A 13911-nucleotide genomic window follows, 5' to 3' on the forward strand; every position below is an offset into this window, starting at 1 on the left:
GTACGGCTCAGTACGTCAGGCCGTACCCGATCGGGTACAGCACCTGCGCCGGGTCGTCCGCCCGCCGCACCGGCACGGGGAGCCGGCCCCGGGGCGCGGCCCGGCCCGCGATGACCCGTGCGGCGGCACGCAGTTCGACGTCCGTCCAGGAGTAGGAGGCGAGGGCGGCGTCGACGGGGGGCAGGTGGGCGATGTCGTACGGGTTGCGGATCGCGAGGGTGACGACGGGGAGGCCGGTGGTCCTGAGCGCCGCGACGAGGGTGGCCTGGCCGGCGTCGTCCGGGTGGTCCGTCGCCCGGTGGGTTCGGGCGTGGGCTTCGGCGTGGGTGTCGGTCAGGGCCGTGTTCGCCGCCTGGGTGTGGTCCCTCGTGGTGGCGTGCGTGGTGATGTTGTACGTCGTCACGAGGACGGCGTCCTGGCCTCCCTGTGCCGCCGCCACCGCCTTCTCGATCGCCGCCTCGTCGGGGGCGGTGCCGGTGGGCAGGGCCGTGGCACGGAAGCCCAGGGCGTTCAGGGTGTCCGCGAGGACCGTGGTCGGCGGGCCCGTGGTCCCGGACGGCGAACGGGGGTCGGCGCCGACCACCAGGATGTTGGGGTGGGTGGCGGGGGACAGGGGGAGGAGGCCGTCGGTGTTGAGCAGGAGGGTCGTGGTGGCTTCGGCGATGCGGTCGGCCGCGGCGAGGTGGGCGGGGGTGCCGATGGCGGTGGGTGCGGGAGCGGGGTCGTCGTCGCTCAGGAGGCCCACTTTCGCCTTCATGCGGAGGACGCGCAGGACCGATTCGTCGATGCGGTCCTCCGTCAGCTCGCCGTTCCTGACCGCGTCGATGACCGCGTGCCACGCGACGTCCGGGCGTGGCGGGTTCAGGAGCTGGTCGGCGCCCGCCTTGAGGGCGAGGACGGCCACGCGGTCGTCGCCGTACTTCGTACGGACGCCGCGCATCGCGAGGGAGTCCGTGGCGATCACGCCGTCGAAGCCGAGCTCCTCGCGCAGGACGCCGGTCAGGATCGGGTGGGAGAGCGTCGCCGGGTCGCCCGACGGGTCGAGGGCGGGCACCACGATGTGCGCGGTCATGACGGAGTCGACGCCCGCGGCGATCGCGGCGCGGAAGGGGGGCGCGTCGTAGCGGTCCCACTCCTCGCGGGTGTGGTGGATGTGCGGGAGCTCGGTGTGGCTGTCGTCCGTCGTGTCGCCGTGCCCGGGGAAGTGCTTGGCGGCGGTGGCGATGCCGGCGCTCTGATAGCCCTCGATCTGCGCGGTCACGAAGCCGGCGACGGCCTCGGGGTCGGCGCCGAAGGAGCGTACGCCGATGACGGGGTTGGCGGGGTTCACGTTCACGTCGGCGTCCGGGGCGTGGTCCTGGCGGATGCCGAGGGCGTGCAGTTCGGCGCCGGCGATGCGGGCGGCCTCGCGGGCGTGGTCGTGCGAGCCGGACGCGCCGAGGGCCATGGCGCCGGGGAGCAGGGTGGCCGGGGCGCCGACGCGGGCGACGACGCCGTGCTCCTGGTCGACGGAGATGAGTACGGGGACGGCGGGCGAGGCCTTTCGGATCCCCCGGGAGAGCTCGGCGATCTGGTGGGGGTCGCGGGTGTTGTTGGCCCAGCCGAAGTAGATGATGCCGCCGAGGCGGTAGCGGGCGATCAGCTCGGCGGCGTCGCGTACGCCGAGCTCCCGGCGGTTCGTGTCGATGTCGGCCTGGTCGGGGTCGGTCGCGCTGTGGCCGTACACGTGCATCACGAAGAGCTGGCCGACCTTGTCCTCCAGGGGCATGGAGCCGACGAGCTCGCGGAGCCTGCGGTCGCTGTCGTCGGACTGCTGCACGTGGGGCTCCCGCGGTTCGGAGGAAACTTTCAGGAGTTACGGATATCCCGAAGATTTCTGCCGGTCAAGGGAGGAGCGCGAGGGGCCGTCACCGGCGCTGTTGAAGGGGGGCGCACCGGTGACGGCGGGCTGCCGACCGCGGGCGGCGGAGAGGGTGGTCAGCGTTCGCAGCCAGCAGCGATGCCGACACCGCCTCGCGGAGACTCACCGGCAGCGTGCCGGTTGGACGACCGGGACACCCGAAGGGTTCCCGACTCGGCCCGGTATTCCGGAAGTCGGGAGTCAAGAGGGCCAGTGTGACTGGAGGGCGTGGACCGTTTCGGCGATGGCGGGGCGGCGCGAGGCTCCCGTGCGCCACAGGGCGTAGAGGCGGCGGACAGGGACTGGGTCCAAGGGGACCGTGACCGCGCCGGGCGGAATGGGGCCGCGGCCCAGGCGGGGGATGAGCGCGACGCCGAGCCCCGCGGCGACGAGCGCGACCAGGGTCGGATTCTCCTCGGCCTGGTGGGCGATGTCGGGTTCGCACCCGGCCTCGCGGAGCGTGCGGATCAGCCACTCGTGGCAGACGAGTCCCGGAGGCTGCGTGATCCAGCGCTCCGCCTTCAGCTCCTCGCGGCGTACGGACTCGCGCCCCGCGAGCCGGTGGCCCTCGGGGACCACGAGGTCGCAGATGTCATCGCCGATGAACGCCTGTTCTACGCCGGGCGGCGTCGGGAGCGGCGCGATGTCCCAGTCGTGGACGACCGCCACGTCGATCGCGCCCTTGGCCACGAGGTCGACGGACAGGTGCGGGTCGATCTCCGACATGCGGGCGTCCAGGGCGGGGTGCCGGCGCGCCAGGTCGGCCAGGACGGACGGCAGGAGCCCTCGCGCCGCCGAGGCGAACGCGGCGATCGTGAGGCGCCCCGCGGGCACCCCGCGCCGCTCCTCCAGCTCGGTCTCGGCACGTTCCACGATGGCCATCAACTGCCGGGCCGTATCGGCGAGATGAAGTGCCTCCTCGGTGAGGGCGACGCCTCGGCCGCGGCGCTCAAGGAGCGTCGTGCGGGTCTCCCGTTCCAGCTTGGCTATCTGCTGGGAGACCGCGGACGGCGTATAGCCGAGCGCGGCCGCGGCCGCGCCCACCGTGCCGTGTACGGAGACGGCGTGCAGCGCGCGGAGCCGGGCGAGATCGAGCACGGGAGCCTCCCCATTCGTCAGCGATTCGTAAGCGTTGCTTCATCCAATCATGCAGAGATTCGCGCTGGTCCTACATGATCGCGGCGGGTGATCCTCGACGCATGCGACCCGCACACATCTGTCTGGCCGTCCTCGTCGCCGCCGTCTGGGGCATCAACTTCGTGGTGATCGAGGTGGGGCTCGGCCACTTCCCGCCGCTGCTCTTCTCCGCCCTGCGCTTCCTCGTGGCGGCGCTGCCCGCCGTCTTCTTCGTGGGGCGGCCGAAGGTGGGCTGGAGGGCTGTGGTCGGTGTGGGCCTCGTGCTCGGCGTGGCCAAGTTCGGACTGCTCTTCATCGGGATGGACGCCGGGATGCCCGCCGGCCTGTCCTCGCTCGTGCTGCAGGCACAGGCCGTGTTCACCGCCCTGTTCGCCTTCGTGCTGCTGGGCGAACGGCCCGGCCGCGTACGGGTGGTGGGCATGGCCGTCGCCCTCGCGGGGATCGCGGTCGCGGGCGTCGACGAGGGCGGGACCGGGCCGCTCACCGCCTTCGCGCTGCTGCTGGGCGCCGCGGCCTGCTGGGGCGTCTCCAACATCCTCACCCGCAAGGCGTCCCCGCCGGACGCCCTGAACTTCATGGTGTGGGTGAGCACGGTTCCGGTGCTGCCGCTGCTCGCGCTCTCCCTGCTCTTCGAGGGGCCGTCCAGGGACCTCGCCGCCCTGCGCTCCCTCGACTGGTCGGGCGCGGGCATCATCGTCTACGTCGCCTGGGTCACCACGGTCTTCGGCTTCGGCGCCTGGGGGTACCTGCTGCGGCGCTACCCCGCGTCCACGGTCGCCCCGTTCTCCCTGCTCGTACCGGTCTTCGGGATGTCGTCGGCCGCCCTGGTCCTGGGCGAGTCGGTGAGCGGGCCGCGGTGGTGCGCGGCGGCGCTGCTGGTGGGCGGGGTCGCGCTGACCTCGTTCGCGGGGTCGGGCGGTCCGGCCCGCCCCCGGGTCAGCCGGAGCGGGACACGAGCCGTGACAGGAGTTCACGGCCCGGACCCAGCAACTCCGGCAGCGGTGCCGCCTCTTCGTACCAGCGCTTCTCGTACTCCCAGCACAGCCACCCCTCCCACTGCTCCGCGCTGAGCAGCGCCACGCACTCGGCGAGCGGCAGCGCGCCGGCGCCGAGGGCCAGTGGTGTCGTGTCGTCGGCGGACGCGATGTCCTTCATCTGGACGTAGCCGAGGTAGGGGGAGAGCGCGGCGAAGGTGTCGGCGACGGACTCGCCGCCGAGCCAGGTGTGCATCACGTCCCACAGGGCGCCGACCTGGCGGTGCCCGACGGTGCCGAGGACGCGGGTGGCGTCGGCACCCGTGCGGTGCGAGTCGTGGGTCTCCAGGAGGATGCGTACGCCGGCGTCGGCGGCGTGCCGGGCGGCGGTGCCGAGCCGCCGCGCGGCCGTCGCGTCGGCCTCCGCCGCGCTCTGTTCGGTGCCGCCGCCGGGGAAGACGCGGACGAAGGGGGCGCCCAGGTCGCGGGCGAGGTCGACGAGGGACCGTATCTCGTCGAGGACGGGACCGTCCTCGACGGGCGCCGCCACGCGCGCGTACCCGGCGATGCCGAGGATCTCGACGCCGGCCGCCTTGAACTCGGCGGCCACGTCGGCCCGTTCGACGAGGCCGAGCCCCGGGTGTACCGGCTCCTCGGGGTGCGCGCGGAGCTCGACGCCGTGGTAGCCGTGTTCCGTGGCGAGCCGCAGCACGTCGGGGACGGGCAGGCCGGGGACGCCGAGGGTGGAGAAGGCGAATCTCATGGTCCCGACAGTAGGCGGCGCGCGGGCAAGGTCAACCCCGCCTCGGCGGGGGCGTCACGCGGGCCGCCCGTGCAGCCGAAGCAGCCAGTCCTGTCCCACGAGGTCGACGCCGAAGGAGCGGTGCGGCTTCTCGGAGACGAGGACGAAGCCGTGCCGCCGGTAGATCCCGCGGGCCGCCGCGAGGACGTCGTTGGTCCACAGGGTCAGCTCGCGGTACCCGACGCCTCGCGCGAACTCGACGCACGCCGCCACCAGTTGGTCCCCGATGCCCAGACCCCGCGCGTCGGGTTCGACGAGCAGGAGGCGCAGCCGGGCCGTCCCCGGCGCCTCGTCCCGTACGCACATCACGCACCCCACGGGCCGCCCGTCGAGCTCGGCGATCCACACCCGCTCCAGGTGGGGGTCGTGGTCCTCGGCGAAGTCGGCGACGATGCGGGCGACGAGGCCTTCATAGTCGGTGTTCCAGCCGAACTCGGCCGCGTACACGGCGGCGTTGCGCTGCACGATCCACCCGAGGTCGCCCGGGCCCGGCTCCCTGAGCAGGACGTCCGCGCGCTTCCCGCGGCGGCGGGACCGCCCGCGGCCGCCCCCGAGGATCTCCCGCACCGTGCGCATGGCCGCCGCGAGGCGGGCCCGGTCCGCGGCGGGCACCTCGGCGAGCAGCGAGCCCACGGTTTCCCGCGACCGCTCGTCGAGCAGCTCGGCGGCGTCGCGCCCGCGCGCGGTGAGCGTGATGCGCTGACGCCGCGGGTCGGCCACCGAGGGCGCCCGCTCGACGAGGCCGTCCCGCTCGAACTTGGCGAGCAGCCGACTCAAATACCCGGCGTCGAGGGAGAGTTCGGCCCGCAGGTCGGCCGCGTCGGTACGCGCCGCGTGCGCCAGTTCATACAGGACGCGGGACTCGGTGAGGGTGTACGGGACGTACAGGTGGCGGCTGTAGTCCAGCGCGCCGATGAGGTTCGTATAGAACCGGTTGAACGCGCGCATCTCCTGGACCGGAGCACGCGACACCGACCGCGCCGCGGCTTCCTGAGGGGGCTTCGTCATACGGATCACTCCGGGTCACCTTTGACTGAGTCAACGGTACGCCGGGGGGCCGGGGGTGGGAAGCCCCGGCTCGGCCGAACGGCTCAGCCGAGGTCGCCGGCCTTGGGGAATCCGTCGGTCCTTACGGTGATCTCCCGGCCCGTCAGCGGCAGGACCAGCTCCTGCCCGAACGGGACATCAGTGGCGTCGTCATAGGTTCCGGTCCTGGTCGGGCCGCGGTGAACGGTGCAGGAACCGGCCTCGGGGTCGATCACCACATAGAGGGGGATGCCGCACTCGGCGTAGAGACGGAACTTCTTGGCGAAGTCGTTGTCCCGGCTGCTCTTCGAGACGACTTCGAGCACCGCTTCCAGGCTGTGCCACTCGAAGCGGCCACGGCTGTTGCGCTCGGCGCCGGGCGCGATGATCGCCAGGTCAGGGGCGTAGCCGTACTGACTCGACGGGAAGTCGATCATGACGTCGGAGAGAATGTCGCCGTGGGAGGCGAGCTGCTCCTTGATCTGTGGGGCCGCTTCGAGGATGACCTTCCACTGGTACTCGCCCTGCGGCGTCATGATGATCTTCCCCTCCGTGATCTCGACGCGGTAGCCGCGGGGAAGATTGACGCCGTCGAGCACGTCCCAGGCGCTGGGTGCATCCATGACCATGACTGCCATATGAGCCTCCTTTTCCCGGTGATGTCAACGACATCGAAAGGTCACGGACACGGCGTCGAGCAGGGGACACGGGCGCCCCCGGCAGGGGGCGCCGGCCGCCTCACAGGAACGCCAGCCGTGCCCCCAGCGCCGCGAACGCCACCGCGAAGGTGCGGCGGAGCCAGCTCACCACGTGGGGGCGGGAGATGACGTGGTTGCGCATGGCGGCGGCGAACCGGCCGTACGCCGCGAAGACGAGGAACGTGATCAGCATGAAGTAGGCGCTCAGCTCCGTCATGCGCAGGGCGGCGTACGGCTCGTCCGTGCTCACGAACTGGGGCAGGAACGCGAAGAAGAACAGCGTCAGCTTCGGGTTGAGGATGTTGATCAGTACGCCCGTCAGGATCGTGCGGCCCGCCGAACGCGGCTCGCTCTCCTCTTCGGCGGTGAGCTCGCTCTTGTCCCGCAGCGTGCTCCACGCCATGTACAGCAGATAGGCCACGCCCAGGTACTTGAGCGTCTGGAAGGCGACGGCGCTGGTGTTCATCAGCGCCGCGAGGCCGGTGATCGCGGCCACCATGTGCGGGACGACACCCAGCGTGCAGCCGACGGCCGCGATCACCGCGGCGCGGGTGCCGCGCGAGAGCCCGGCCGCGATGGTGAACAGGACGCCGGTGCCCGGCGTCACGCAGACGACGAGGGAGGTGAGCAGAAATTCCATGCCCCGACCCTCGGGCCACAATGGCTCCATGAACAGGTCCATTGGATCTCCTTCCCACAGGTCCATAAGTGCGGGCGGGGCCGTCGACTTCCTCCAGCTCGACACCGGGGACGCCCCTCGCGGCGGGCTCTCCGACTGGCTGGCGCGGCAGATCAGGAGCGCGATCGCCGACGGCCGCCTCACCGTCGGCAGCAGACTCCCCGCCACCCGCACCCTCGCCGCCGACCTGCGCGTGTCCCGCGGCGTCGTCACGGAGGCCTACCGGCGCCTCACCGAGGACGGCCACGTCGCGGGGCGCGGCCGGGGCGGCACGGTGGTCGTCGCCGTACCGCACGTGCCGGCGACGGCGCCGGGAGGACCGGCGACCGTGCTGCGAAGCCCGGCGGCCGCGCCGCGAAGCTCGGCGACCGCGCCGCGAGACCCAACGACCGCGCCGGGAGGACCGGTGGCTTCCGGGCGGAAAGCGGTCGGCGAGGCGGCCAGGAACCTCTTCACGGACCCGCCCGACCTCGGCGTCTTCGACGCCATCCGTGCCGCGCCCGCCCGCATCGACCTGTCACCCGGCCTCCCCGACCTCGCCGCCTTCCCGCGGGCGGCCTGGCTGCGCGCCGAGCGCTCCGTGCTCGGCGGGCTCTCACCGGCGGACTTCGGCTACGGCGATCCGCGCGGCACGCCCGCCCTGCGCGGCGCCGTCGCGCACTGGCTCTCCCGCAACCGCGGCATCCTCGCCGACCCGGACGACGTGATGATCGTCAACGGCACGGCCCAGGCACTGCGGCTGCTCGTCGACGTCCTGCGCGCCGACGGGATCTCCGGCGTGGCGGTGGAGGAGCCAGGATCACTCGGCGTACGACAGCACCTGCGGCCGCTCGGCACCCCGCCCGTCCCGGTCGACGCCCACGGCATCCGCGTCGACGCGCTGCGCGCCACGGGGGCGCCGGCCGTCCTGCTCACGCCCGCCCACCAGTTCCCCACCGGAGTCGTCCTCGGCGGCGAACGGCGCCGCGAGCTGATGGACTGGGCCCGCGACGGCGGCCTCGTCATCGAGGACGACTACGACGCCGAACACCGCTACGACCGGCCCGCCGTCCCCGCCCTGCGCGCCCTGCTCCCCGAACACGTCTGCTACGCGGGCAGCGTCTCCAAGCTCCTCGCGCCCGCCCTGCGCCTGGGCTGGCTGCTGGCCCCGCCCGCGTACCGGGAGGCGCTCGTGGACGCCAAACGCCTCATCGACCTCGGCAGCCCGGCCCTGCCCCAACTGGTCCTCGCCCACCTCATGGAGTCGGGCGACCTCGAACGCCACCTGCGCCTCATCCGCAGACACCACCGCAGGCGCAGGGACGCGATGATCGGGGCGATCCGGGAGCACCTGCCGGGCGCGGTGGTGCACGGCGCCGCGGCGGGCCTGCACCTGATGATCACGTTCGGTACGGAGGCGCGCGGAGGCCCCTACGGCGGGCTCCGCGACGCGGAGCTCGCCACCGCGGCCCTCGCCCACGGAGTCAAGGTCCACCCCTTGTCGTGGCACACCCAACGCCCCCAACCCCCCGGCCTCGTCCTCGGCTACGCGGCGACGAGCACCGCGGAGATTGCGGAGGGGGTGGCGGTACTGGGACGCCTGGTGTGAGGGCCCAGCCACCTCCTCACCCCCGCCACCGCCCCCGAACCCCCTACCGCGGCCCCGCCGTAGACCCCCGCACCATCAGCTCCCCGTGCACCGTCGCCACCCCGCCCGGGGGCGGCTTCTCCTTGCTCATGGCGATGCGGCCGGCGCGGGCGCCCGCCTCGTGGAGGGGGAGGCGGACCGTCGTCAGGGCGGGGACGGCGTCGATGCTGAACGGAAGGTCGTCGAAGCCCGCCACCGACACGTCCTCCGGGATGCGCAGGCCCTTGTCGCGCAGCGCCGCGCAGGCGCCGAGCGCCACCGTGTCGTTGGCGGCGACGACGGCCGTCAGATCGGGGGCGCGGCGCAAGAGTTCGTCCGTGGCGTCGTAGCCGGAGCGGCGGTCGTACGGGCCGTGCACCGTCAGCGCCGGGTCGTCCGCGATGCCCCGCGCGGCGAGGGCGGCGCGGTGGCCCTCCAGGCGGTGCCGGGTGGTCGTACGCTCCTCCGGGCCCGCGATGTAGCCGATGCGGCGGTGCCCGAGGGTCAGCAGGTGCTCCGTCAGCTGCTGCCCGCCGCCCCGGTTGTCGAAGGTGAGCGCCACCGCGTCGGTGTCCGGCGAGGGCGGCCGGCCGCACAGCACCACCCGCGTGCCGGCCTCCGCGAGGCGCCGCAGTTTCCCGGCGATCGCGGCGGCGTGCCCGGCGTCCTCGATCGCGCCACCCGTGAGGATCACCGCGGCGGCGCGCTGGCGCTGAAGGAGCGTGAGGTAGGTGAGTTCGCGCTCCGGAGAGCCGCCGGTGTTGCAGACGACGGCCATCCGCTCACCGCCCGCGCGGCCGCCGGGCCCGCCGATCTCGGACTGCACCGCGCCCGCCATGATCCCGAAGAAGGGGTCGGCGATGTCGTTGACGAGGATGCCGACCAGGTCGGAGGTGGCCGCGGCGAGCGAGCTCGCGGGGCCGTTCAGGACGTAGTCGAGGTCGTCCACGGCGCGCAGGACGCGCTCGCGCGTGGCGGCCGCCACGGGGTAATTGCCGTTCAGTACGCGGGAGACGGTGGCGGGCGACACCTGCGCGCGGGCCGCCACGTCCGCCAGGGTCACGGTCACGTCGTACTCCTCCGGTTGGCCATCACGTAGTCCTCCGGTCACCCATCATGCGGTCCTCCGGTCGAGCACCACGTAGTCCTGCGGTCGCACGTCACGCCGCCCTCCGGCGCACGTCACGCCGCCCTGCGGTCGCACGTCACGCCGCCCTCCGGTCACCCGTTCGCCCTCGCCCCGTCACCGCGCTCGACCAGAACCCTTGTCCGAACCTTGTCCGGCAGGCTAGCTTGCCCCCGAATAGAAAGCGCTTGCTACGCTCCTACGGAGGGACTTCCGTGACACGCAAGACGGTGCGCATCGCCATGAACGGCGTCACCGGACGCATGGGCCACCGCCAGCACCTGGTCCGCTCGATCCTCGCCCTCCGCGAAGAGGGCGGCCTCGATCTGGGCGACGGCACCGTGCTGTGGCCCGAGCCCGTCCTGGTCGGCCGCAGGGAGCACGCGCTGCGCGCCCTCGCCGCCCAGCACGGCCTTGAGCACTACTCGACCGACCTCGACGCCGTGCTCGCCGACCCGACCGTCGACATCTACTTCGACGCGCAGGTCACCTCCGCGCGCGAGGACGCCATCAAGCGGGCCATCGCCGCCGGGAAGCACGTCTACACCGAGAAGCCGACCGCCACCGGGCTCGACGCCGCCCTCGGGCTCGCCCGGCTCGCCGAGGACGCCGGCATCAAGCACGGCGTCGTCCAGGACAAGCTCTTTCTGCCGGGGCTGCTGAAGCTGAAGCGGCTCATCGACGGGGGGTTCTTCGGCCGGGTCCTGTCCGTACGAGGTGAGTTCGGATACTGGGTCTTCGAAGGCGACTGGCAGCCCGCCCAGCGCCCCTCCTGGAACTACCGCGCCGAGGACGGCGGCGGCATCGTCGTCGACATGTTCCCGCACTGGGAGTACGTCCTGCACGAGCTGTTCGGCCGCGTGCGCACCGTTCAGGCGCTCACCGCCACCCACATCCCGCAGCGCTGGGACGAGCGCGACAAGCCCTACGACGCCACCGCCGACGACGCCGCCTACGGCATCTTCGAGCTGGAGGGCGGCGCCGTCGCGCAGATCAACTCCTCCTGGGCGGTGCGCGTCAACCGCGACGAGCTCGTGGAGTTCCAGGTCGACGGCACGGAGGGGTCGGCGGTCGCCGGGCTGCGCAACTGCCGTGTGCAGCACCGGAGTGCGACGCCGAAGCCCGTCTGGAACCCGGACCTGCCCGTCACCCACTCCTTCCGCGACCAGTGGCAGGAGGTGCCCGACAACCAGGCCGACGGCTTCGACAACGGCTTCAAGGCGCAGTGGGAGCTCTTCCTCAGGCACGTGTACGCCGACGCGCCCTACCACTGGGACCTCCTCGCGGGCGCCCGCGGCGTGCAGCTCGCCGAACTGGGCCTGAAGTCCTCCGCCGAGGGCCGCCGCGTCGACGTCCCGGAGATCGCGCTGTGACCCGGCCCCCGCAGGTGCTGCTGCCCGCCGCGGGAGGCGGCACGCGCGCGTACACCCCCCGCGAGGTGCCGCCGCGCACGACCGCCGGCGGCCCCCCGCTCACCTCCCGCACGGTCTTCTCGGCCGCCCACGTGGTCGCCGACCCTTACGCGGACGTGTCACCGGACGGCCCCGCCGCCGTCGACTGGGACGCCACCCTCGCCTTCCGCCGCCACCTCTGGGCGCACGGCCTGGGCGTCGCCGAGGCCATGGACACCGCCCAGCGCGGCATGGGCCTGGACTGGGCGGGCGCGGCCGAGCTGATCCGCCGCTCGGCCGCCGAGGCCAAGGGGGTCGGCGGGCGGATCGCGTGCGGGGTGGGAACCGACCAACTGACCATCCCCGCAAGCCTCCCGCAGGTCAGGGACGCGTACGAGGAACAGCTCGCCCTCGTCGAGTCGGCCGGCGCGCAGCCGATCCTCATGGCGTCCCGCGCCCTCGCCGCCGCGGCCACGTCGCCGGGCGACTATCTGGAGACGTACGGCCATCTCCTGCGCCAGGCCACCGAGCCGGTGATCCTGCACTGGCTCGGCCCCATGTTCGACCCTGCCCTGGAGGGCTACTGGGGATCGGCCGACCTGGACACGGCCACGGACACCTTCCTGGAGGTGATCGCCGCCCACCCCGACAAGGTCGACGGCATCAAGGTCTCCCTCTTGGACGCGGACCGCGAGATCGCCCTGCGCCGCCGCCTGCCCGACGGAGTGCGCTGCTACACCGGCGACGACTTCCACTACCCCGAGCTCATCGCGGGCGACGACCACGGCTTCAGCCACGCCCTGCTCGGCATCTTCGACCCGCTCGGGCCGGTCGCCGCGGAGGCCGTGCGCGCCCTGGACACCGGCGACGTGAAGCGCTTCCGCGCCCTTCTCGACCCCACCGTCGAGCTGTCCCGCCACCTCTTCCAGGCCCCGACCCGCTACTACAAGACCGGCGTCGTCCTGCTGGCCTGGCTGGCCGGACACCAGACGCACTTCACCATGGTCGGCGGCCTCCAGTCGGCCCGCTCGCTGCCCCACCTCGCCCGCGCCTACGAACTCGCCGACGGCCTCGGCCTGTTCCCCGATCCGGCCCGCGCCGCCGCCCGCATGCGCTCCCTGCTCACCGTCCACGGAGTCCCGCAATGAGCCCCGATCCCGCCCCCGCCGCCCCCGCCCCTGCCCCCGTGTCGCTGTCACGGCTGAGCATCAACCAGGAGACCATCAAGCAGTGGTCGCTCCCGGAACTCGCCGAGGGCTGCGTCAAAGAGGGCATCGGAGCGGTCGGCCTGTGGCGGGCGCCCGTCCAGGAGTACGGGGTCGACCGCACCGCCCGCCTGATGCGGGACGCCGGGCTCACGGTGACGAGCCTGTGCAGGGGCGGCTTCCTCACGGACACCGAAGAGACGGCACGCGCGCGTGCCCTGGACGACAACCGCGCGGCCGTCGACGAGGCGGCGGCCCTCGGCACGGGCACGCTGGTCCTGGTCTCGGGCGGCCTGCCGCCCGGCGGCAAGGACCTGGCCGGCGCCCGCGAGCGCGTCGCGGACGCGCTCGCCGTCCTCGGGCCCTACGCCGAGGAGCGGGGCGTGCGCCTCGCGATCGAGCCGCTGCACCCGATGTTCGCGTCGGACCGCTGCGTGGTCTCCACCCTCGGCCAGGCTCTCGACATCGCGGAACGCTTCCCCGCGCACCAGGTCGGCGTGGTCGTCGACACGTACCACGTGTGGTGGGACGACCGGGCGCCCGAGCAGATCGCGCGGGCGGGGGAGACCGGCCGCCTGCACGCCTTCCAACTGGCGGACTGGATCACGCCGCTGCCCGCGGGTGTCCTGCTCGGACGCGGGCAACTGGGCGACGGCAGCGTCGACTTCCGGGCCTTCCGCGGCCTCGTGGACGCCGCCGGGTACAACGGCCCCATCGAGGTGGAGATCTTCAACGAGGGGCTGTGGGCGCGTGACGGGAGCGAGGTGCTGAGGGAGACGGCGGAACGCTTCCGCGCGCACGCGTAGCGGTCTGCTTCCCGCGGCCCCGGTCTACTTCCCGCGGCCGCTGCCCGTGGGGCCCGCGCCACCCTTGCCCTTCGTGCGCGCGGCCCGCTTGGAGAGCACGGTCAGGACCACAGGAATGGCCACCTCGATCGCACGCGTGACCGTCGGCGCGGGAATACCGGTCTTCTTGGAGACCGCCTTGGCCACCGGCTTGCTCAGCTTCGCGAGGACACCGAACATCATTCCTCCTCACTCATGCGTCAAACGCTACCTATGCCCCGCTCTGTCAGCACCTGGAAGCCTGCCGAAAAATTCTCGCAACACCGTGCAACCCTTCGGGCACGACGCGTGTCGTATATGGCGTCAGGGCTTCTGAGGGGGGAAATCCAGGATCTGGGGGGATCCGGGGGATCCGGGGGGATCGCGAGGTTCTGGCAGGGGAGGGGAAACCCGAAGGGGTCTGGTCCACGGGGCCAGGCCCCTTCGAAGCTCCCGAGGGCCGGAGTTGTCCACAGGCCCCGCCCGGCGTGCGGAAGTTGTCCACAGGCCCGCCGCGTTGTCGGTGCCGGGCGGTAGCGTCGG

The 13911-nt window shown here is 72.9% G+C and carries 12 protein-coding genes and 1 pseudogene; 5 read left to right on the top strand and 8 right to left on the bottom strand.

Annotated features, from left to right (window positions below):
• Positions 1-7: 7 nt before the first annotated feature.
• Positions 8-1768, bottom strand: coding sequence for a glycoside hydrolase family 3 protein (locus AB0H82_RS01305; RefSeq protein WP_362987727.1), 1761 nt, complete (start codon positions 1766-1768; stop codon positions 8-10).
• A 333-nt stretch (positions 1769-2101) separates the two neighbouring features.
• The gene (locus AB0H82_RS01310; RefSeq protein WP_362987470.1) at positions 2102-2998 is read right to left on the bottom strand and encodes a LysR family transcriptional regulator; all 897 of its coding nucleotides are present in this window, start codon (positions 2996-2998) and stop codon (positions 2102-2104) included.
• A gap of 101 nt (positions 2999-3099) precedes the next feature.
• Here AB0H82_RS01310 and AB0H82_RS01315 point away from each other — a divergent pair.
• Positions 3100-3939, top strand: a pseudogene (locus AB0H82_RS01315) (EamA family transporter); the annotation flags it as partial.
• A 34-nt stretch (positions 3940-3973) separates the two neighbouring features.
• Here the strand turns inward: AB0H82_RS01315 and AB0H82_RS01320 are convergent.
• The 4 genes from AB0H82_RS01320 to AB0H82_RS01335 all read right to left on the bottom strand — a co-directional run bounded on the left by AB0H82_RS01320 (position 3974) and on the right by AB0H82_RS01335 (position 7177).
• Positions 3974-4774, bottom strand: coding sequence for a sugar phosphate isomerase/epimerase family protein (locus AB0H82_RS01320; protein ID WP_362987472.1), 801 nt, complete (start codon positions 4772-4774; stop codon positions 3974-3976).
• 54 nt (positions 4775-4828) lie between these two features.
• Positions 4829-5821 (bottom strand): helix-turn-helix domain-containing GNAT family N-acetyltransferase, encoded by a 993-nt coding sequence (locus AB0H82_RS01325; protein WP_362987473.1) that lies wholly within the window; start codon positions 5819-5821, stop codon positions 4829-4831.
• An 83-nt stretch (positions 5822-5904) separates the two neighbouring features.
• The gene (locus tag AB0H82_RS01330; RefSeq protein WP_362987475.1) at positions 5905-6477 is read right to left on the bottom strand and encodes a Uma2 family endonuclease; all 573 of its coding nucleotides are present in this window, start codon (positions 6475-6477) and stop codon (positions 5905-5907) included.
• A 100-nt stretch (positions 6478-6577) separates the two neighbouring features.
• Positions 6578-7177 (bottom strand): LysE family translocator, encoded by a 600-nt coding sequence (locus tag AB0H82_RS01335; RefSeq protein ID WP_362987476.1) that lies wholly within the window; start codon positions 7175-7177, stop codon positions 6578-6580.
• 28 nt (positions 7178-7205) lie between these two features.
• Here AB0H82_RS01335 and AB0H82_RS01340 point away from each other — a divergent pair, with 28 nt between their 5' ends.
• Positions 7206-8804 (top strand): PLP-dependent aminotransferase family protein, encoded by a 1599-nt coding sequence (locus AB0H82_RS01340; RefSeq protein WP_362987478.1) that lies wholly within the window; start codon positions 7206-7208, stop codon positions 8802-8804.
• A gap of 43 nt (positions 8805-8847) precedes the next feature.
• Here the strand turns inward: AB0H82_RS01340 and AB0H82_RS01345 are convergent, their stop codons facing one another.
• Entirely contained in the window at positions 8848-9891 is a 1044-nt protein-coding gene (locus tag AB0H82_RS01345; RefSeq protein WP_362987481.1) for a LacI family DNA-binding transcriptional regulator, read from the bottom strand.
• A 272-nt stretch (positions 9892-10163) separates the two neighbouring features.
• On the opposite strand from AB0H82_RS01345, the gene AB0H82_RS01350 reads away from it, so the two are divergent.
• The 3 genes from AB0H82_RS01350 to AB0H82_RS01360 are packed head-to-tail and all read left to right on the top strand — an operon-like array spanning position 10164 to position 13350.
• Positions 10164-11321, top strand: a complete 1158-nt coding sequence (locus AB0H82_RS01350) for a Gfo/Idh/MocA family oxidoreductase (protein ID WP_362987483.1) — start codon at positions 10164-10166, stop codon at positions 11319-11321.
• Positions 11318-12487: a dihydrodipicolinate synthase family protein gene (locus AB0H82_RS01355; protein ID WP_362987485.1), complete on the top strand. Its 1170-nt coding sequence runs from the start codon at positions 11318-11320 to the stop codon at positions 12485-12487. Before AB0H82_RS01350 ends, AB0H82_RS01355 begins: the two co-directional genes overlap by 4 nt.
• Positions 12484-13350 carry a sugar phosphate isomerase/epimerase family protein gene (locus AB0H82_RS01360; protein WP_362987487.1) on the top strand — a complete coding sequence of 289 codons (867 nt, stop codon included), beginning with the start codon at positions 12484-12486 and terminating at the stop codon, positions 13348-13350. Before AB0H82_RS01355 ends, AB0H82_RS01360 begins: the two co-directional genes overlap by 4 nt.
• A gap of 24 nt (positions 13351-13374) precedes the next feature.
• Here AB0H82_RS01360 and AB0H82_RS01365 read toward each other — a convergent pair whose 3' ends face one another.
• Positions 13375-13572, bottom strand: a complete 198-nt coding sequence (locus AB0H82_RS01365) for a hypothetical protein (protein ID WP_362987489.1) — start codon at positions 13570-13572, stop codon at positions 13375-13377.
• Between the last annotated feature and the right edge of the window lie 339 nt (positions 13573-13911).

This window comes from Streptomyces sp. NPDC050732, assembly GCF_040654255.1.
Taxonomy (GTDB): Bacteria; Actinomycetota; Actinomycetes; order Streptomycetales; family Streptomycetaceae; genus Streptomyces.